The following is a 19,765-nucleotide window of genomic DNA, read 5'->3' on the forward strand; positions in this document are numbered from 1 at the left end:
CGACCGTCGCCGGCGAGTCCGGCGACGGCGAGCCGCTCGGGGCCGTGCCGCTCTCGCGACTCGTGCGGGCCGCCTCCGACTGCGACGACGAAGGCGAGCGCGTTCCCGCCCGGTACCGCCCTTCGCTGACGCAGTCGCCGCTCACGCGCACGGTGGTCCGTGATCGCGAGGTGCTGGCGACAGCCCCGTTCACCGCGGCGCTGCAGGCCGAGCTGCAGGGCACCGCGTCGAAGGACGAACTGCAGGCGCTCTTCGCCGCCGCGGGCATCGCGCAGATCGGCGACGAGGCCGTCGTGCGGGGATCGGGGATGCTGCATTCCCTGAGCTTCGGCGGACGCGCCTGGCTCCTGCGGGAGAACGTCACCGACAACACGCTCGAAGTGCTCGAGGAGTGGGAGTCGGCCGCCGCGGTCCGCTCCGGCGATCTCCGCTCCGCGGCGCCGGCCGTGACGCTCACGGGCGACGAGCCCGGCGGTGCCGAACATGACTGGCACCCGAGCCCCGACCTCATCGCGAGCGACGGCGAGCACCGCGCGTTCGTGGTCGAGCAGGAGCACGACGGGACGGTGCTGCTGCGGTTCGGCGACGACGAGCACGGCGCCCGGCCGCCGGAGGGCACCGCGTTCCGTGCGACCTACCGCGTCGGCAACGGCGTCGCCGGCAACATCGGGCGCGAGAGCCTCGCGTATCTCGTGGGCGATGAGACGGATCTCGTCGGCGTCGTGAACCCGCTGGCGGCCTTCGGAGGCGTCGACGCGGAGACCGGGGACGAGATCCGGCGCGACGCCCGGGCAACCCTGTCGATCCAGGAGCGGGCGGTGACGACCTCGGACTATGCGGCCAAGGCGCAGCTGCATCCCGGGGTCGAGAAGGCCGAGGCGACCTTCCGCTGGACCGGGTCGTGGCACACGGTGTTCGTCACGGCGGATCGCCGAGGCGGACGCGGCGTCGACGCCGGGTTCGAGGCGGCGCTGCGCGCGCAGCTCGAGCGCTATCGCATGGCCGGGTACGACCTCGAGGTCGACGGGCCGGCGTTCGTGCCTCTCGACGTCTCGCTGTTCGTGTGCGTCGAGCACGGCCACCACCGTTCCTGGGTCGCCCGCGAGCTGCGGGCGGCGCTGTCGGACGCGGTTCTGCCCGACGGGCGCCTGGGGCTGTTCCACCCCGACCGCTTCACGTTCGGCAGTCCCGTCTACCTCTCGACGATCCTCGCGGCCGCCCATGCGGTGCCGGGCGTGGGGTCCGTGGAGGTCCTGAGGTTCCAGCGGCAGCACGAGCCCTGGTCGAGCGGCATCGACTCGGGCGTCCTCCCGATGGGGCGCCTCGAGATCGCGAGGCTCGACGACGATCCCGACTTCCCCGAACGCGGAGTGCTCGCGCTGACCTACGGAGGCGGATCATGAGCGCCCACCGCTCCGCCTGCGGCTGCGCCGCGTGCCGCGCGGCCGCCGCACCGCCGCTGCCGGTCGCCAATCGTCCCGGCCTCGGGTCCATCCGGTACCGCTCGGGCACGCACGGCGACTTCCTCTCCGCGATGATCGCGGGGCTCTCCCGCGACACCAGTCCGCCGACGCAGGCGATCCCTCCCGCCATCGACCCGCCGCAGCCCCACGAGGCGCGGCCGGCACTGCGAGGGCTCCGCACCCGCGACGCCGACGACGCCACCATCGCGCTCCTCGACGCATTCGCCGTGACCGCCGACATCCTGACGTTCTACACGGAGCGCCTCGCGAACGAGGCGTATCTCGGCACCGCGACCGAACGCACGTCGCTGCAGGAGCTCGGCGCCCTCGTCGCGTACCGGCTCGGTCGCGGTGCGGCCGCCGAGACCGCTCTCGCGTTCTCGCTCGAGAAGCCGCCGGCACCCCTCCCGGAGTCGATGAAGGATCCCGGGATCGCGCCACCGGCGGTGCCCACCGCACTCACGCTGCCCGTCGGGCTGCGGGTGCAGAGCGTGCCGGGGCCGGACGAGCAGCCGCAGACGTTCGAGACCGTCGAAGAGATCGAGGCGCGCCCCGAGTGGAACGCCCTGCCCGTCGTGCCGACTGTCCCCTTCCCCCAGGTCGCCGCGCCGACCGAGGCGTGGTTCGAAGGAACCACGCTCGGGCTCGCTCGCGGCGACGCGCTCCTGTTCACGGGGCCGGAACTCGGCACAGAGTGGGACCTTCGCACCCTCGACTCCGTCGACGTGGTCGAGAAGGCCGGCGTGACGCACGTCACGTGGACCGGCGGCGTCGCATCCACCATGCCGCCCTCGATGCCGATCACCGACCTGCGGGTGTTCGTCTTCCGCCGACGGTTCGCCGTCTTCGCCCACAACGCCCCCGTGTGGGTGCTCGCCGATCCCGAGGCCGACCCGCCGACGTACCTCAATCCCGATACCGACAGCGGCTTCCTCGCGACCACGTCGTCCGGCGACACGACCTCCACGTTCCTCGACGGCGCCCACCCCGAGATCCCGATCGGGTCGTGGCTCGTGCTCGATGCGGCGGCGACCAACGGCCGGTTCCGCGTCGCGACCGTGCGGGAGGCGTCGCTCGCGATCTGGGGCGTCTCGGGCCGCACGACGGCGCTCGGTCTGACAGGCCCGGCCATCGGGGTCGCCCTCTCCCCGCGCGATGTGACCGTGCTCGCGGTCCCGGAGCCGCTCGCGCTGGCCGAGGTCCCCGACTCCGCTGCGATCTCGGGCACGACGCTCCTCGTCGAAGGGGACGCGACCGGGATGGTCACGGGACGCACCGTGATCCTGTCGGGGACGGATGCTGCGGGCGCGGCGCTCAGCGAGCCTGTCGTGGTGGCATCCGCCGACCCCGTCGCGGGCGGCCGCACGCTCCTGACCCTGGCCGCCGCGCCGACGATCTCCCCGACCTGCTCCTCCGCCGTCGTCTTCGGCAACGCCGCCCGCGCGACGCACGGCGAGACCGTGACGCAGCTGCTCGGCTCGGGCGACGCCCGCGTGCCGTTCGCCGCGTACCGCCTGCAGCAGTCCCCCCTCACCTTCGTCCGTGCCGAGACACCGCGGGGCACCGCCTCGACCCTCGAGGTACGCGTCGACGACGTGCGCTGGACGGAGATTCCGACGACGGCCACCGCCGGCGCGACCGATCGCGTGTACGAGACCCGGGACGACCCGGACGGCGGCATCAGCGTCGTGTTCGGCGACGGCGTCCACGGCGCGCGGCCGTCGTCGGGATCGACGAACGTGCGCGCACACCACCGCAAGGGCGTCGGGGCGGCGGGCAACGTCCGCAAGGACCAGCTGGGCATCGCCCTCGACCGGCCGCTCGGACTCAAGGGCGTGACGAACCCCGCGCCCGCCGTCGGCGGCGTGGACCCTGAGACCGAAGCCGACGCACGGTGGGCCATCCCGATCCCGGTGCGCACCCTCGGCCGCACGGTGTCACTCCTCGACTACGCCGACTTCTCGCTCGCGTTCGCCGGCATCGGCAAGGCCCGGGCGGACGTGCTGCCCGCGAACGGCGGACCGCTCATCGTCGTGACGGTGACGGATGCTGCGGGCGCGGCGCCGCCCGCCCAGATCCTCGACCGGCTCGAGCGCGAACTCCGGCGCTGGGGCGATCCGCTCGTGAGGGTCGCGGTCGTGCCCGTCCGGCCGGTGGACTTCCGGATCGCGCTCAAGGTCGACACCGACCCGGATCGCGAACGCGGAAAGGTTCTCGTGTCGCTCGAGAGCGCCCTGCGCGACACGTTCGGCGCGGCCGCCCGCGAGCTGGGCGATCCGGTCCATGCCTCCGAGCTCGTCGCGGTCGCCGCCTCCGTCGTCGGTGTCGTCGGGATCGATCTCGACCAGTTCCACCGCGGGACCGGACCGGGTCTCGCCCCGCGCCTGGTCGCGGCATCCGCTGCTCCTGCGGTGCCCGAACCTCTCGGCGCCGAGCTGCTGGCGCTCTCGCCCGACCCGTTCCCGCCCCTCCAGGAGATGCCATGACCGAGCCCGAGGCCGGAACGGCCGCCGCGCACCTCTGGCAGCTTCTGCCGGCGGTCTATCGCCTGCGCGACGGGGAGGCCGGAGGCGTGCTCGCCGAGCTGCTCGACGTCTTCGGCGATCAGCTCGAGGTGCTCGCGGAAGAGCTGGCGCAGCTGTACGACGACCAGTTCGTCGAGACGGCCGCGCCGTGGGCGACGCCGTACGTCGGGGGCGTCGTCGGGTACCGGCCGATCCACGGCGTCGTGCCCGAGGTGGTCTCGCCGCGCGCCGAGGTCGCGAACACGGTGGCGTACCGCCGTCGCAAAGGGACCGCCGCGGTGATCGAGCAGCTCGCCCGCGATGTCACGGGGTGGCCCGCCCGCGTGTACGAGTCGTTCGAGCGCGTCGCGACGACGCAGTACCTGAACCACACCCGTCCGCACGCGGCGGCGAGCGCGGGTCTGCGCGACCACGAAGCCCTCCACCACGTCGTGCAGCAGGGCGCGGCGTTCGACGACCTCGCGCACACGGCGCACGCCCGTCCCCTCGATTCGACGTCGCGGGAGCGGCGGGGGCGCCACGGCATCGTGAAGGTGCCGATCTTCCTCTGGCGCACGCAGCCGGTGCTCGTCGAGCGTTCGCCGCTCGCCCCCGACCCGTCCGCCGATGGCCGCAGGTTCCGGTTCGACCCGCTCGGCGCCGATGTGCGGCTGTTCAGCCAGCCGCGGGTCGAGACCGACATCGCGCACCTCGCGGAGCCGCCCGACGTGCCGCAGCCTCTCACCGTCCGGTGGGCCGCCGACCACGCGCCCGCGGTCTACGGTCCGACGGTGTCGCGGGCGCGCCGGTCGATCCTGCTCGAACGGCAGACGGGTGGCGGCGAACCGATGCCCATCCCGCTCGCCGTGGTTCGGATCGCCGACCTCTCCGATGTGCCGGGCGGCGGCGGTGCGTGGGCGCACGAGCCCGCGGCGGGCGACGTCCACATCGACCCCTCGCTCGGCCGCGTCTGGTTCGGAGACGCCCTCGCCGCCGGTGAACGGGTGCTCGCGACCTTCTCGATCGGCATGGCGGTGCCCGTCGGCGCGGGCAATCGCCGCCGCGGCGACGACCCGCTCCCCTTCCCCCGCCGCACCGTGTCGGCCGGCGCATCCCTTCAGGCGGAGCTCGACCTTTCCCAAGAGGCGGGCACCGTGCTCGTCGTCGACTCCGACCGCTACGCGCAGAGTGTCACCATCACCGCGCTCGCGCCCGATCCGGCGGCCGGCGACGACACGTCGGTGTGCCTTGCCGCCGACGCGGGCGCGCGACCCTCGCTGGAGCTCTCGTCGCCGATGAAGCTCGACATGGCGGCGAAGAGCACGGTGGTGCTCGACGGCCTGCTCGTCTCGGGCGCCCCTGTCGTGCTCGACGAGATCGACCCGCCCGACCGCGAGCGCCGCACCATCGTCATCCGCGACACGACGCTCGTGCCGGGCATCACGCGAACGACCACCGGGGCGCCGGCCTCGCCCACCTGGGCCAGCCTGATCGTGCTCGACCCGTTCGCGTGCGTGCGGATCGAACGCAGCGTCGTCGGTCCGATCATCGCTGTCGAAGGCGCGACGATCGAGATCGTCGACTCCGTCGTCGACGCCTCGTCGCGGACGGGCGTGGCCATCGCGGGCCGGGACGGCGCGTCGCCGCGCACCGTGTCGTCCGTCGCCGACTGGGAGACGGGCGACGGCACCGCGGCCGCCGGCGACCTCGACATCGTCGCGTCCACGGTCGTCGGCAGCATCCGCTGCATCCGATTGGATGCCTCGAATTCGCTGCTCCTCGCGGCCCTGGGTGAGGGCGATCCTCGGCCGCACCCCGTGCATGCCGAGCGCAAGCAGCAAGGGTGCGTGCGGTATTCGTTCCTGCCGGACGGGTCTCGCACGGGCCGTCGTTTCCACTGCGCGCCCCGACCCGACGACCCCCTCGCTGTGCAGCGGGCCTCTCGCCCGCGCTTCGGCTCGATGCGGTACGGCGACCACGACTACCTGCGGCTGCACGAGGGAACGCCCGACCGCATCCGTCGCGGCGCCGACGACGAGGGCGAGATGGGGGCGACGCACCGCCTCTACGCGCCGCAGCGCGAGGCGAACCTGCGCGTCCGCCTCGACGAGTACCTGCGATTCGGCCTCGCGGCCGACCGCATCTTCGCGACATGAATCCGGGAAGGGGACGAACTGATGGGTGCTGACCTGAGCAGCGTGCCGTTCGACGCACGCAAGGATCACTCCGGCGTCGTGCTCCAGCAAGGGCGCCTGCTGCTCGACGGCGACTGGAACGAACTCGTCGCCATCCTCGAGCGGCGGCTGCGCGCGAACGTCGCCGACCTGGACGGACCCGGGCCGCAGGCCGGCATCCAGGGCACGGCCGCGGTGTCGAAGGTGACGCCCGACGCCTTCAGGCTCGCGCTCGCAGGTGGGGATCTCGCGATCGGCCGAGGGCGGCTGTACGTCGACGGCCTCGTCGCCGAGAACCACGGCGCCGAGCCCGACGACACGTTCGATCCGATCCTCGCCGAATCGGTGGGGCCCGACACCGTGACCTATTCGGCGCAGCCGTACCTGCCCGACCCACCGGATCTCCCCGCCGACGGCACCCACCTCGTGTACCTCGACGTGTGGCCGCGCGAGGTCACCCACCTCGAAGAGCCGGGCCTGATCGACCCGGCGATCGGCGTCGACACGACGGCGCGCACGCAGACGGTGTGGCAGGTGAAGCACTTCGCCGTCCCCGCGGGCACGACGTGCGGGACCCCCGACGACGACATCGAGGGGTGGACCGCGTCGACCGCGGCCTCCGGCGCACGGCTCACCGTGGAGACGATCTCGGTCGTCGACGACGACCCGTGCGAGCTGCCGCCGACCGGCGGGTACCGCGGGCTCGAGCACCAGACGTATCGGATCGAGATCCACGACCCCGGTGAACCGGGAACCGCGTCGTTCAAGTGGTCGCGCGATAACGGGTCCGTGGCGAGCGCCGTCGTCGAGGTCCTGGACGCCGGCGCCGCGGTGCGCCCCGCGTCGTTGGGCCGAGACGACGTGCTGGGCTTCCACGACGGCGACTGGGTCGAGGTCGTCGACGACCACCGCGAGCTGCGGGGCGAGCCCGGCGAGCTGCGCCGCATCGAGGTCGACGACGCCGAGGGGACGATCGCCTTCGCCGGGGCCGCGCTTCCCGCCGACCTCCAGCTGACGATCGACGAGGCGGCCGAGCGCCACCTCCGCGTGCGCCGCTGGGATCAGGTGGGCGTCGTCAAGAACACCGCGGGCGGCACGGTCGTCGACCTCGACCAGGCGGCCGCGACCGGCGCGATCCCAGTTCCGGCGACAGCGGCCGATCGGATCGTGCTCGAGCACGGGCTCGTCGTCGGGTTCTCCTCCGCCGGCGGAGCGTTCCGCACCGGCGACCACTGGATCGTGCCCGCACGAGCGGCGGATGCCTCGGGCGACGTCTCGGGTGCGGACCCGCTGCTCGATGCGGCGCCGCCGCTCGGCATCCATCACCACTACGTCCGGCTCGGCATCCTCACCTCAGGGGGTGTCACCGACTGCCGGCCGAAATGGCCGACGCCCGGTGAAGGCGACTCGGACGAGTGCGGCTGCGAGTGCACCGTCTGCGTGACGCCGGTGTCGCACGTCAGCGGCGAGCTCACGATCCAGGACGCCGTCGACAAGGTCAAGGCCGCCGGCGGCGGCACCGTCTGCCTCGCGATCGGGCTGTACCCGCTCCGTGAGCCGGTGCGCGTCGACGGTGCGACGTCGCTGCGCATCCGCGGACAGGGCGCCGGATCCATCGTCGTGGCGTCGGCCTCGGAAGGCTTCGTCGTCACCAAGAGCAGGTTCGTCACGATCGAGGATCTCGCGGTCCTCGCCGCGAACGACTCCGCCGTGGTGCTCGACACGACGGTCGCGGCAAGGGTGGAGCGCGTCACCGCCCTGGTCCTCGCACAGGAGGGCCCGTCGCGATCCGCCATCGGGCTCGCCGGGACCGCGCTGCTCACCACCCTGCGCGACAACATCGTCGCCGGCCCGACCGGCATCGGCCATGCGGGCGCCGGCGCGGAGGATCGGCGCCGTGTGCTGCTCGTCGCCGAGTTCGAGGCGAGCGACAACATCGTCATCGGCCGCGACTTCGGGATGCGGCTCGACGGCACCACCGCGTTCCTGCTCGCCAACCGCGTCGCCGACAACACCGTCATCCGGGCGCGCGAGGGCGGCATCGTCGCGACCGGCTTCGTCTATCCCGGCACGGTCATCCCCGGCAGCTCCTTCGCGATCGAGGACAACACGGTGATCGTCGGCGGCACCGGGATCTCGGTCTCGGAGGGCGGATTCGCGATCACCGGCAACCAGATCGGCGCGCCGCGCTCCGACCAGCCGGCTCGCACCGACGGCATCGCCATCGTGCCGACACCAGCGGGCGAGCTCGTGCGCGACGTGGTGCGCATCGACGGCAATCGCGTCCGCGGCGTGGGCGGCCACGGCATCGTCGACTACGCGTCGGTGCAGACGCTCGAGGTCACCCGCAACCGCGTGGAGCTCGCCCAGCACGGCATCGTCATCGACGAGAAGGCTGCGGTCGAGATCGCCACGGTCTCGGGGAACACCCTGATGGACATCGGCTCCCGCGACACCGACGAGGCGGTGGGGGTCTTCGCGATCCGCGTCGTCAACGCCGCGCACGCCTCCGTCGAATCGAACACCGTGCGCGGGGTCGGCACGGCGCGCAGCATGGGCGGCGAATCGATCGGGATCGACGTCGTCGCCGTCGTGGAGTCGCGCGTCGCAGGCAACACCGTGGAGCGCGTGGGGCCGGTGGACGGCGGCCGCGGCGAGATCGGCATCGCCGTGCGTGGCTTCGCCCGCTCTCAGATCGAAGGCAACGCGTCGCGCAGGTATCCCGCGGACCCCGATTTCGACCCCGACGGCGGTCGCTTCATCGGGCTGCTCGTCGGCAGCGGCGAGGACCGCGACCTCGACTTCGGCCTCACGAAGGCCGGCGGCATCGTGACCGGCCTCGGCCCGTTGGTCTTCGGAGTCGCCGCCGCGGCGGCGGTCGGATCGGCCCGCATCGTCGCCCCGCTCGTGACCGTCGACGCGAACATCGTCGCCGGCGGAGCCGGCGATGCGCCGCCCGCGATGATCATCGGGCTGCGCGGCGATGCGATCGTCACCTCGAACCAGGTCCGCGGCAACCGGGAGTTCGGCACGACCGCGCTGCGCCTCCGCGCGGAGACCGGCGCCGTCGCCCAGAACCGGTTCTGGGGCGGCAGAGAGCCCACGGCCGACCTCTTCCTCTCGGGGGCGTCGGTCGTCGGCAACATCTCGACCGGGATCGTGTTCCTCAACGGCGCGCCCGTCCCCCCACCGTGGGACGCCCTCAACGTCATCGGCATCTGAGAGAGGCAGCATCATGACCCCCACCTCCAAGCCCAAGCCCCCGGCCAAGCCTCGCCGACGACCGAAGGCCGACGAGGCGCCGCGCGAGGATCGCGTCGCCGACGATGCGGCCGTGGCCGCCCTGCTCGACGTGCTGACCGACGGCGTCGCGGCGTTGCCCGAAGTCCTCGAGCGCGGCGAGGAGGCCCGCCGCGCTCGCGCCGAGTCGGCCCGCGGACTGCTCAGCTCCCGTGAGCTCAGGGCGGCGGCGCGACGCGTGCCCGAGCTCGGCACGAGCATCGAGTCAGCCCGTGCGGAGCTGGATCGCCAGGACACGGCCGCCGAGCAGGCGCGGTCCGAGCTGCACGATGCGAGCAAGGAGTGGCTCGCGGCCCTCAAGGCGCTGCGTAACCCGGGCGCATGAGGCGGAGGTTGACCGGGGGGCCGACGCGAGAATGCCGGCGCCCCCGGTAGCCGCGAGCTCGGGACCCACGGCCGGGGTGCCGGACCGGGGCTCCGGCGCTATCCCCCACTGAAGAGACAACGCCCTAGGGAATCTATTACGCGAGTTTCCGGCGGCTTTCTGGAACGGGTTCACCGGCACAACGGCGCGCCTTAAGTGAATGGCTGATCCGGGCCGATTTCGACGGCAACGGGAGGCCGGATGCCGCGGCCCGCGGCATCCGGCTCCCGGTCCGGTGGGAACCGCGCTCAGACGGACAGCTCCACTCGGGGCGACGCGGGGATCTCGTTCCGCTGCGCGAGCCCGCCCAGCCAGCCGAGACTCGGCTTCGGAGTGCGGGCGAACGTCTCGTGATCGACGGCGATGAGCCCGAACGTGGGCCGGAACGACCCCCACTCGTAGTTGTCGAGCAGCGACCAGTGCAGGTATCCGCGCACGTCGCAGCCGTCGGCGATGGCCTCGGCCATTCCCGCCAGTGCACCCGTCGTGTAGTCGATGCGCCGGGCGTCGTCGGCGGTCGCCATCCCGTTTTCGGTGACGATCATGGGGACGCCGCCGGTGACCTCGCGGGTGTGGCGGAGAGCGTGACCCAGCGCCTCCGGGTAGTACTCCCACCCGGTGAGGGTGCGCTCGGTGCCCTCGGGCCACTCCTGCGGGCCGTAGCCCAGCTCGTCGTCCGTCGGGCCGATGATGGTCCGCAGGTACGACTGCACGCCGATGAAGTCGTCGTTCCGCGACTGCTCGAGGAAGAAGTCCTCGCGCCAGTACTGCCAATCGTCGCGCTGCTTCTCCCACCCGGGCACCGCCTGGAACACCTGGTTCGCCACCGTCCAGCCCGAGCGGATGCCGCCGACCCCGCGGAGCACCTCGGTCGAGGCGTGGTGCGCGTCGGCGATCGCCTGCGCGACGAACGGCGACGGGCCGGGGAAGTTGACGCCGTTCTCGGTGTCGATGCGCGCCTCGGTCTGGTTGACCATCATGTTGGGCTCGTTGATCGTGACGACGAGGTCGACGTCGTCGAGGATCGCGGCGGCGATCTCGGTGAAGCGCCGGAAGCGGTCGGTGCTCTGCTCGGAGTACCAGCCGCCGGAGTGGTCCCACCACCGCGGGAAGGTGAAGTGGTGGAGCGTCACGATCGGCTGCACGCCGTGGTCGCGGCACGTGTCGATCATGCGACGGTAGTGCGCGAGCTGCGCCCGCGAGACCACGCCCTCCTCGGGCTCGATGCGCGACCACTCCAGCGAGAAGCGGTACGCGGTGAGCCCGGCATCCGCCAGCAGCGCGATGTCCTCGGGATAGCGGTGGTAGGAGTCGCACGCGTCACCCGACGGCTCCGGGATCTGCGTGCCCGGCGCGTACTCGTTCTCCCAGTGTCCGGTGTTGACGTTGCCGCCCTCGATCTGGTGACCGGCGGTGGCCGCTCCCCAGATGAACCCCTCGGGTGCGGCGATGACACTGCTCATGAATGCTGATTCCTTTCGTGTGGAGGTGGCGGGATCGGGTCACTTGATCCCGGTGAGCGCGATGCCCTGGATGAAGTGGCGCTGCATCGCGATGAACAGGATGAGCACCGGGATGATGATGAGGAAGGACCCCGCCATCTGCAGTCCGTAGTCGGATCCGTGCCCGCCGGCCTCGGCCGAGAAGAGCGCGAGCGACACGGGGAGGGTGTACATCGAGTCGTCCTGCGAGATGATCAGCGGCCACAGGAAGCTGTTCCACGACCCCATGAACGTGAAGATCGCGAGGGTCGCCAGCGGCGCCTTGCACAGCGGGAGCACGATCTGGAAGAACGTGCGGAACTCCCCCGCGCCGTCGATCCGTGCCGCGTCCAGGAGCGAGTCGGGGATCTCGAGCATGAACTGCCGCATCAGGAAGACGCCGAAGGCGCCGACCATGCCCGGCAGGATCAGCCCCCAGTAGGTGTTGACCATGCCGAGGTTCGCCACCAGGACGAACTGCGGGATCAGCGTGACGATGCCGGGCACGAACAGCGTCGCCAGCACGACGACGATGATGACGTTCTTGCCCCGGAAGTTCATCTTCGCCAGCGCCCAGCCCACCATCGACGAGAACAGCAGCGTCGTGGCGACGGTCACCACCGCGAGGAACACCGAGTTGAAGAACGGCCGGAGGATGTCGAACTCGAACAGCCACGCCCGGAAGTTGTCGAGCGTGGGATGCTGCGGCCACCAGGTGACCGGGCGTGCCATGATCTCGGCCTTGGTCTTGAAGGCGCCGAGCACCATCCAGACGAACGGCAGGACCGTGGCGGCCAGGCCGACCGAGAGGATGGCCAGCACTGCCAGGTTTCCCCACCGGATCGGCTTGCGGGGTGTCCGCGTCGGCGCGGACACGGCCTCGGTCGCGGCGGGTCTTTCGAGGGTTGTCGTCATGTCAGGTCCTCTGACGGAAGAAGCGGAACTGGATGATCGCGAGGATGCCGACGAGCGCGAACAGCACGTACGCTCCGGCGGCACCGACCGAGTAGTTGCCGTACTTGAACTGGTTGTAGACCTGGAGGGCGATCGAGGTGGTCGACTCCAGCGGGCCGCCGTTCGTCATGACGAACGGCTCGTCGAAGAACTGCATGTAGCCGGTGGTCACGAGGATCGTGTTCAACAGGATCGTCGGCATCATCATCGGAATGGTGATGCGGAAGAACTTCTGGACCGCGTTCGCACCATCGATCGACGCGGCCTCGTTGACATCGGCGGGGATGCCCTGCAGGCCCGCGAGGAAGATGACCATCGAAGCGCCGATGTTGCGCCAGATGGCCATGATCGTGATCGCCAGCAGCGCGGTGTTCGGATCGCTCAGCCAGTTCGGCCCCGAGATGCCGACCCAGCCCAGGATCGTGTTCAGGACGCCCGTGTTCTGGTACATGATGCGCCACACGACCGCCACCGCGACGATCGTCGTGATGACCGGCGTGTAGTACCCCACGCGGAAGAAGGTGGCGGCCCGGCGACTCACCGAGTTGAGCAGCACCGCCAGCACGAGCGCGAGGAACAGCGTGGCGGGGACGCCGACCACGACGAACACCAGCGTGTTGAACAGCGCCCGCTGGAAGGACGGGTCGGTGAGCACCGCGACGAAGTTCTCGAACCCGACGAAGTTGACGTTGAACGGGTTGCGGATGTCCCGCGCCCGAAGATCCGTGAATGCCATCGCCAGCGAGCTGACGAGCGGAATGAGCCCGAACACACCGAACGTCAGCACGAACGGGGCGACGAAGACCCACGCGATCGCGGCGGAGCGCCGTCGCTGCGCGGCCAGGGAAGAGACCTTCCCCGGCCGCGCCGCCTGGACGGATGTCACCACCCGAAGCCGATCGTGTCGGCCTGCGCCTGGATCTCCTTCGCCGCGTCGGCGCTCGTGATCTCACCGCGGGCGACCTGCTCGGAGTACTTGCTGATGAGGTCCGAGATCTGCGACCACGCGGGGTAGTTCGGCGTCGCCACCGTGTTCTCCAGCTGCTCGGTGAGCGTCTTCGTCACCGGGTTGTCCTGGATCGGGGCGTAGCCCCCCGCCGCGATGTTGGCCGGGAGCTCACCCTGCAGGTCGTACCACGCCTCCTGCTGCTCCTGCGCGCTCATCCACGACAGCAGCGACCAGGCCGCGGACTTGTTGTCGGATGCCGAGAACACGCCCAGGTTGCCGCCGCCGATGTACTGGTCGTTGTTCCCGCCGGCACCGGTCGGCGAGACGGTGTAGCCGACGGAGTCCATCGTGAAGCCCTCGGGGGCGGTGCCCTTCTCGATCTCCTCCTGGTAGATGTCGAGCATCCACGGACCAGAGATGAACATCGGCGTCCCGCCGTTCTCGAACGTCGCGTCGGTGTCACCCATCGGCGCCTCGCCCCGCTGGAAGTAGCCGCCGTAGTAGTCGAGCGCCTCGACGAATTCCGGGGTGTCGATCGTCCACGCGTCGCCGTCGGTCATCGAACCGCCGGCCTGGGCGTCGAACGGCACGATGACCTGCGCCGGCTGCTCGGTGGGCTTGGGCAGGCTGAAGCCGAAGGTGCCGCCGGGACGCGAGGCGAACGCCGCCGACATCGCCTGAGTCTCCTCCCACGTCGTCGGCGCCGACAGGCCGAGCTCGGCCGCGATGTCCGCGCGGTAGAAGAGGAAGCGGGTCTCGACGTACCACGGCATCGCGTACAGGTCCGCCTCGCCGGTGACGGAGTCTACGGCGGCCGGATAGAAGTCGTCGGTGTCGTAGACGCCGTCCGGGACGGCGTCGAAGGCGCCCATGCCGATGACGGTCGCGGTCTGGTCGGCGCCGGTCATGATGATGTCCGGCCCCTTGCCGGCGGCCGTCGCCGTCTGCGCCTTCGTGATCACCTGGTCCCATGGCACGTCCGTGACCTTGATGCTGGCGTCCGGGTTGGCCTTCAGCCAGTCCTTGGTGAGCTTCTCCAGGTTGTCGGCGTGGCCGCCCGCCGTCCAGATCTCGACGACGCCGGACGCCTTGCCCTCCTCGGCCGGGGCGACCGACGATCCCTCGGCGGTGCCGTCCGCGCTGCGACCGCAACCGGACAGGACCAGGACGGCGCCCAGCGCCATCGCCGTGATCGCCGTGACTCGCATCCCTTGCATGCTCACTCCTTCGTGTGTTTTCGATAAGACAGCTCGAAATTTCGTGCCTCAGAGTGAGACTATAGAGCGACGAATGGGGGCGAGTCCAGCGAAGTTCGCAGAATGGGCCACCGATCGTCGTCGATTGCCGCTAGCATTTTCGGAAAGTTGATCCGGAGGAACAATGGCAGTCCAGCTGGCCCAGATCGCGACCGAGGCAGGAGTCTCCATCCCGACGGTGTCGAAGGTGCTCAACTCCCGGCCCGATGTGTCCCGCGCCACGCGAGATCGTGTGGCCGCGGTCCTCGAGCGCCACGGCTACGAGATCCGGATGCGCCCGAGGATGGCGACCGGATTCCTCGACATGCGCGTCGTCAACCTGGACCAGGCATGGTCGGAGGCCGTCGTCCGCGGTGCCGCCGAAGCGGCGAAGGCGCACGGCAAGGACCTCGTCCTCGCCGTCGAGCCCGACCCGGAGGACTGCGACGACTGGGTGATGCACGCGCTGGAGCGGGGCTCCGACGGGCTGCTGAGCGTGGTCGCGGTGCCGAGCCCCGAGGCGCGTCAGCAGCTCGCGGAAGCCGGCATCCCCCTGGTCGTCGTCGATCCCCTGCACCGGATGCCCGAAGGGACGTTCTCGATCGCGGCGACGAACTTCCAGGGTGCGTTCGACGCGGCGCAGCATCTCATCGAGCTGGGCCACCGCCGGATCGCGACGATCACCGGTCCCCTGGATCAGGACAACGGCATCGCCCGGCTCGCCGGCTTCCAGGCGGCGCTGCAGCAGGCGGGGGTTCCCGTGGACGACGACCTGATCATCCGCACGCACTACGGCATCGACCAGGGCTACGACGCCACGCGGATCCTCCTCACCCGCGACTCGCGGCCGACCGCGATCTTCGCGGCAAGCGACGACAGCGCACTCGGCGCCATCCGCGCACTCCGCGAGGCGGACCTGCGCATCCCCGACGACATGTCGGTGATCGGCTTCGACGACCTCCCCCACTCGTCCTGGATCGACCCGCCGCTGACGACGATCCGCCAGCCGCTCGCGCAGATGGGCAGCGCCGCCGTCGACGTGATCGTCCGCGTGCGCGCCGGCCGCCACCCGCACCCCGCGGCGCGCACCGAGCTGTCGACGACGCTTGTCGTCCGCTCGTCGACCGCGCCGCTGCGCGAGTGACGCGGACCGATGTCGTGCGGTGTCGGTCAGGGCGTTCCCGCACCGTCACCGGGGGTCTCGGCGACGGCGAGGATCGCATCGGCGAACGCCCGGGGCGCCTCGGCCGGAAGGTGATGACCGGCGTGCGGAACCTTGCGGTGCTCGCGCCAACCCGTGAAGAGATGGGCATCGTGGCTGCCGTCGGATGCCGGGAAGTTGCCGTCCGCGGTCCCGTCGAGGGTGATCGTCGGCACACTGATCGGCGGAAGCGCGGCGAGCTGCGCCTCGACGTCCGCGTAGGCGTCGGCGCCCTCGGCGAGGCCGAGTCGATGCCGGTAGGAGTGGATCACGACGTCGACGTAGTCGGGGTTGTCGAACGCACGGGCCGCACGGACCAGCTGCCCTTCGCTGAAGTCCCACTCGGGCGAGTTGCGTCGCCAGATCACGCGGGCGATCTCGCGTCGGTTGTGCTCCAGGCCCGCCCTGCCGCGGTCGGTCGCGAAGTACCAGAAGTACCAGAAGCCGGCTTCGCGGTCCGGATCGATGGGTGCGCCGGCGGAGGCGATGTCCTGGATGAGATAGCCGTTGACCGAGACGAGCCCGCCGATCCGATCGGGGTGCAGGGCGGCCACCACGGCGGCGGCCCGTCCACCCCAGTCGTACCCCGCGAGGATCGGCTCGTGGAGTCCGAGAGCATCGAGGAACGCGAGCACGTCGGCTCCGAGCGCCCCCTGCTGTCCGCTTCGGGGTGTGTCCGCGCTCAGGAAGCGCGTCGGACCGTGTCCGCGAAGATAGGGCACGAGGACGCGGAAGCCCGCCTCGACGAGCAGCGGAGCCACCTCCGCATAGCTGTGGACGTCGTACGGGAATCCGTGCAGCAGCACGACGGGTTCGCCGCCGGCCGGCCCGAGGTCGTAGTACGCGACATCGAGGACACCGGCGGGGACATGGCGGATCTGCACGTTCGCATCGATCATGAGGACTCCTTGAAGGTGGTCGGATCAGGCGGGTCAGTCGATGGCGAACGCCTTGCGGAGCGTGTGGACCGCCTGGTCGATCGCTGCGGTCGTCGCGGCCGACGGGCGCAGCGGGTTGAGCATCATGAAGTCGTGGATGGTGGCGTCGTAGCGCACGAGCGTCGTCGGCACCCCCGCTTCGATGAGCTTGCGACCGTAGGCTTCGCCCTCGTCGCGCAGCACGTCGTTCTCGTCGACGATCAGCAGAGTCTCGGGCAGCCCCTTGAGCTCATCGACGGGCGCCTGAAGCGGTGACGCCGTCACGTCGCTGCGCTTGTGCACGTCGGGGAGGTAGTTGTCCCAGAACCACGCCATCGCGTCGGCACGCAGGTGGAAGCCCTCCGCGAACTCGCGATAGCTGGCGGTGTCCTGCCGCGCGTCGGTGACCGGGTAGTACAGCGATTGGTGGATGAACCTGACATCGCCGCGCTTCTTCGCGAGGATCGCGAGCACCGCGGCCATGTTGCCGCCGACCGAATCTCCGGCGACGGCCAGGCGCGCAGCATCCAGTCCCTTCTGCCTGCCGTTGTCCATGATCCATCGGGCGGTCGCGTACGCCTGTTCGATGGCGACGGGATGCTGCGCCTCAGGCGAACGCGTGTACTCGACGAACACGATCGCGGCGCGGGCGCCCGTGGCCAGGTCGCGCACCAGGCGGTCGTGGGTGCCCGCGTTGCCCAGAACCCAGCCGCCGCCGTGGACGTAGAGCACCACGGGAAGCGATCCCTTCGTGCCGTCCGGCTTGACGATGCGGACTCTGACGTCGCCGACGGCTGCCGGGACCGTAATCCACTCGTCCTCGACATCGGGAAGGTCGACGGGCCCCGACTGCACGTCGTCGAGCAGCTTTCGCGCCCCGTCGACGCCGCGTTCGACGAGCGTGGGCGGAGCCGCAGCCGCCTCTGCGAACGCGCGTGCTTCCGGCTGCAGGATGTGTTCGGTCATGTCGCAAGCCCATCTGTGTGTTGATCGGATCGTGGGATCTGCCGGCAATCACCGGCTTGAACACAAGGACCGGGCAGAGCACGCCGTTGTGACAACCGCACGACGATCAGCGATCCGCGGGATGCCGGCGTCACAGATCGGAACGCCGCACGGTCAGTGTTTGGAGGCGCACCGCGACACCGGCGTCGGACCACGAACGGCGAACCCATGGCGAGCATCCCCCCGAAGACAGATCCAGACCTGCAGGGAAAGGTGGCGCTCGTCACCGGCGCGTCATCGGGGATCGGGCGTGCCACGGCGCTCGCGCTGTCCGAGGCCGGACTGCGGGTGGCCGTCGGAGCACGCCGCACCGACCGCCTGACATCGCTGGAGGAGTCCGCCCCGGGAGAGGTGCTGAGCCTCCCCCTCGATGTGACGAGCTACGACTCCGTCGCACGGGCGATCGATGAGGTCGTCGAGAGGTTCGGGCGTCTGGACGCGCTGATCAACAACGCCGGCCTCATGCAGAGCGGCATGATCCTCGGGGCCGACGTCCGCGAATGGGAACGCGTGGTCGACACGAACCTGCTCGGATCGATGTACGCCGTGCACGCCGCGCTGCCCCATCTCATCGAGACGAAGGGGCACATCGTTCAGGTCTCTTCGACGTCCGGCCGCATCGCGTCCCTCGGAAGCGGCGTGTAAGCGGCGACGAAGTTCGGAGTGAGCGCGTTCACCGAGTCGCTGCGGCAGGAGGTGACGACGCGCGGCGTGCGCGTCACGCTGATCGAGCCCGGGTTCGTCGCCACCGAGCTGACCAGCCACATCACCGATACGACGATGCGCCAGGCCGCGTCCGAGATCGCGGGGTCGATGCGCACGCTCGAAGCCGCCGACATCGCCGAGGCCGTCCTGTACGCGCTCCGCCAGCCCGATCATGTCTCGGTGAACAGCATCCTGATCCGGCCGACCGATCAGGTCCGGTAGCGCCCGGACGGAGGCGGCGAAAACATCGAAAGCCCGCGGAACCCGTGGGCTTTCGATGGTTCGGGCCCCAGTCCTCGTCTTCTGTCGCCTCGGCCTTGCCGATCACGTACGACGAACCAGACCCCGAGAAGAAGTCGCGGTTCTGGCTAGTCTCCGGAGGACACGGGGTCAACGCTGTGATGGACATCAAATGGGACGTCTCGCGCACGAAGTCGGGGCACGATGATCGACTCAACCGTTTGAGCTTCACGCTCCACGCCGACCCATCGCCGATCTGCCAGGTCTGCAGCTACCAGGGTTGTCCCAGAACCCGCGTAGGGATCGAGCACAAGATCGCCGGGATCAGTCGAGATCCCGATTACCCGTTCCATCAGACGGAGCGGCTTGGGGGTGTCGAAGACGGCTCCGTCCGCAGATTCGCGCAGCACTTCGCGCTTCGCCTCGCCAGTGTCCCCCACCTCCTCCGCCATCCACAGCGTGCTGGGAACGAGGGCAGAGCCATCTACTTGGTATCGCTTGAGCCTGGGGATCCCAGCGCCCTTGCGGGGCCAATAGACCCGGCCATCGCGCTCTAGTTCGCGAAAGCGCTCTGCGGTATAGGTCCAGCAGCGGCCGCGCGGCGGCGAATGAACCGCGCCAGTCGGAGTCACGATCTCATAGAACTGCGAAGGCGTTGCGTGGCCCGCCTGAACACTCATCGGAACTGAGCGCCATGGACCGCGGGGATCGTCGTCGGGGTTGCTGTACGCCCCCGTGTCAGGAAGCCCATTCCGCCGTGTCTTCCATGCCCGAGGTCCTGCTGGCGCAAAGACGTGCAAGTAGTCATGCGACCTACTGAACGCGACGCGGTTGTCGCGACTCAGCTTTCGCTGCCAGATCACCGTCGCGACGAACGCTTCTCGACCAAAGACCTCCTCCAGCACGAGGCGCCCCACGTGCTGCTCCCGATCGTCGAGGTGGAGCCAGATGCTGGCGTCATCCGTGAGCAAGGGCGCAATCGCTTGAACGCGTGCGAGGAGATCCTCGGCCCATCGCTCCGAAGGGACCGCATCCTGGTAGTGCGTGAAAGTCTCGCCGGTGTTGAACGGCGGGTCGAGATAGCAGAGTCGGACTGATGCTGATTCAATGACGCCCGAGCGCATGATCGCGAGGTTGTCGCCAACATGAATCTTCCCGCTGGGGAGAGGCGTGCTGGGGTAGCCTCCGCGCGCCGTGCGCTCGAGTATGAAGGACATGTGTTCGATGTTAGGCGGGGCGAACGACACGCAGCGCCTGGCTCGCCGAGAGGAGT

Annotated in this window: 13 protein-coding genes and 1 pseudogene; 7 read left to right on the plus strand and 7 right to left on the minus strand. The window is 70.3% G+C overall.

All coding sequences use genetic code 11. From position 1 onward, the window contains the following. The 5 genes from ACLBXX_RS12420 to ACLBXX_RS12440 form a co-directional block, all read left to right on the plus strand. Window positions 1-1,403, plus strand: a 1,403-nt coding sequence (locus ACLBXX_RS12420) for a putative baseplate assembly protein (RefSeq protein ID WP_447658270.1), incomplete at its 5' end; no start/stop codon positions are given. Further along, the gene (locus ACLBXX_RS12425) at window positions 1,400-3,949 is read left to right on the plus strand and encodes a baseplate J/gp47 family protein (RefSeq protein ID WP_447658271.1); all 2,550 of its coding nucleotides are present in this window, start codon (window positions 1,400-1,402) and stop codon (window positions 3,947-3,949) included. The genes ACLBXX_RS12420 and ACLBXX_RS12425, both read left to right, overlap by 4 nt. Further along, the gene (locus ACLBXX_RS12430) at window positions 3,946-6,123 is read left to right on the plus strand and encodes a hypothetical protein (protein ID WP_447658272.1); all 2,178 of its coding nucleotides are present in this window, start codon (window positions 3,946-3,948) and stop codon (window positions 6,121-6,123) included. The genes ACLBXX_RS12425 and ACLBXX_RS12430 overlap by 4 nt, the downstream gene beginning before the upstream one ends. A gap of 21 nt (window positions 6,124-6,144) precedes the next feature. Further along, window positions 6,145-9,363, plus strand: coding sequence for a DUF6519 domain-containing protein (locus ACLBXX_RS12435; RefSeq protein WP_447658273.1), 3,219 nt, complete (start codon window positions 6,145-6,147; stop codon window positions 9,361-9,363). 13 nt (window positions 9,364-9,376) lie between these two features. Then, complete coding sequence (locus ACLBXX_RS12440; protein WP_447658274.1) at window positions 9,377-9,766, plus strand: hypothetical protein; 390 nt, start codon at window positions 9,377-9,379, stop codon at window positions 9,764-9,766. A 287-nt stretch (window positions 9,767-10,053) separates the two neighbouring features. On the opposite strand, the gene ACLBXX_RS12445 is transcribed toward ACLBXX_RS12440, so the two are convergent. Genes ACLBXX_RS12445 through ACLBXX_RS12460 form a run of 4 tightly spaced genes read right to left on the minus strand, consistent with a single transcriptional unit; the run spans window position 10,054 to window position 14,406 of the window. Next, the gene (locus tag ACLBXX_RS12445) at window positions 10,054-11,268 is read right to left on the minus strand and encodes a glycoside hydrolase family 1 protein (protein WP_447658275.1); all 1,215 of its coding nucleotides are present in this window, start codon (window positions 11,266-11,268) and stop codon (window positions 10,054-10,056) included. Window positions 11,269-11,307: 39 nt separating this feature from the next. Further along, window positions 11,308-12,201 carry a carbohydrate ABC transporter permease gene (locus ACLBXX_RS12450; RefSeq protein ID WP_447658276.1) on the minus strand — a complete coding sequence of 298 codons (894 nt, stop codon included), beginning with the start codon at window positions 12,199-12,201 and terminating at the stop codon, window positions 11,308-11,310. Window position 12,202: 1 nt separating this feature from the next. After that, window positions 12,203-13,126 (minus strand): carbohydrate ABC transporter permease, encoded by a 924-nt coding sequence (locus tag ACLBXX_RS12455; protein WP_447658277.1) that lies wholly within the window; start codon window positions 13,124-13,126, stop codon window positions 12,203-12,205. Next, entirely contained in the window at window positions 13,123-14,406 is a 1,284-nt protein-coding gene (locus tag ACLBXX_RS12460; RefSeq protein ID WP_447658278.1) for an extracellular solute-binding protein, read from the minus strand. The genes ACLBXX_RS12455 and ACLBXX_RS12460 overlap by 4 nt, the downstream gene beginning before the upstream one ends. Before the next feature lie 163 nt (window positions 14,407-14,569). Here ACLBXX_RS12460 and ACLBXX_RS12465 point away from each other — a divergent pair, with 163 nt between their 5' ends. Next, window positions 14,570-15,568 carry a LacI family DNA-binding transcriptional regulator gene (locus ACLBXX_RS12465; RefSeq protein WP_447658279.1) on the plus strand — a complete coding sequence of 333 codons (999 nt, stop codon included), beginning with the start codon at window positions 14,570-14,572 and terminating at the stop codon, window positions 15,566-15,568. Window positions 15,569-15,594: 26 nt separating this feature from the next. Here the strand turns inward: ACLBXX_RS12465 and ACLBXX_RS12470 are convergent, their stop codons facing one another. Together ACLBXX_RS12470 and ACLBXX_RS12475 are read right to left on the minus strand one after the other, a co-directional pair. Next, window positions 15,595-16,524, minus strand: a complete 930-nt coding sequence (locus ACLBXX_RS12470) for an alpha/beta fold hydrolase (protein ID WP_447658280.1) — start codon at window positions 16,522-16,524, stop codon at window positions 15,595-15,597. Window positions 16,525-16,557: 33 nt separating this feature from the next. Further along, entirely contained in the window at window positions 16,558-17,508 is a 951-nt protein-coding gene (locus tag ACLBXX_RS12475) for an alpha/beta hydrolase (RefSeq protein ID WP_447658281.1), read from the minus strand. Window positions 17,509-17,715: 207 nt separating this feature from the next. Between ACLBXX_RS12475 and ACLBXX_RS12480 the strand changes: the two are divergent. After that, window positions 17,716-18,474, plus strand: a pseudogene (locus ACLBXX_RS12480) (SDR family oxidoreductase). A 146-nt stretch (window positions 18,475-18,620) separates the two neighbouring features. On the opposite strand, the gene ACLBXX_RS12485 reads toward ACLBXX_RS12480, so the two are convergent. Beyond that, window positions 18,621-19,709, minus strand: a complete 1,089-nt coding sequence (locus ACLBXX_RS12485) for a site-specific DNA-methyltransferase (RefSeq protein WP_447658282.1) — start codon at window positions 19,707-19,709, stop codon at window positions 18,621-18,623. Window positions 19,710-19,765 lie beyond the last annotated feature (56 nt).

The organism is Microbacterium sp. C23T (assembly GCF_053345975.1).

Excerpts from the sequence above, each read along its gene's own strand:
- ACLBXX_RS12485 (WP_447658282.1), bottom strand. The coding sequence starts at position 19,709 with ATGTCCTTCATACTCGAGCGCACGGCGCGCGGAGGCTACCCCAGCACG.
- ACLBXX_RS12450 (WP_447658276.1), bottom strand. The coding sequence starts at position 12,201 with ATGACGACAACCCTCGAAAGACCCGCCGCGACCGAGGCCGTGTCCGCG.
- ACLBXX_RS12425 (WP_447658271.1), top strand. The coding sequence starts at position 1,400 with ATGAGCGCCCACCGCTCCGCCTGCGGCTGCGCCGCGTGCCGCGCGGCC.
- ACLBXX_RS12465 (WP_447658279.1), top strand. The coding sequence starts at position 14,570 with ATGGCAGTCCAGCTGGCCCAGATCGCGACCGAGGCAGGAGTCTCCATC.
- ACLBXX_RS12440 (WP_447658274.1), top strand. The coding sequence starts at position 9,377 with ATGACCCCCACCTCCAAGCCCAAGCCCCCGGCCAAGCCTCGCCGACGA.
- ACLBXX_RS12470 (WP_447658280.1), bottom strand. The coding sequence starts at position 16,524 with ATGATCGATGCGAACGTGCAGATCCGCCATGTCCCCGCCGGTGTCCTC.
- ACLBXX_RS12430 (WP_447658272.1), top strand. The coding sequence starts at position 3,946 with ATGACCGAGCCCGAGGCCGGAACGGCCGCCGCGCACCTCTGGCAGCTT.
- ACLBXX_RS12475 (WP_447658281.1), bottom strand. The coding sequence starts at position 17,508 with ATGACCGAACACATCCTGCAGCCGGAAGCACGCGCGTTCGCAGAGGCG.
- ACLBXX_RS12460 (WP_447658278.1), bottom strand. The coding sequence starts at position 14,406 with ATGCAAGGGATGCGAGTCACGGCGATCACGGCGATGGCGCTGGGCGCC.
- ACLBXX_RS12435 (WP_447658273.1), top strand. The coding sequence starts at position 6,145 with ATGGGTGCTGACCTGAGCAGCGTGCCGTTCGACGCACGCAAGGATCAC.
- ACLBXX_RS12445 (WP_447658275.1), bottom strand. The coding sequence starts at position 11,268 with ATGAGCAGTGTCATCGCCGCACCCGAGGGGTTCATCTGGGGAGCGGCC.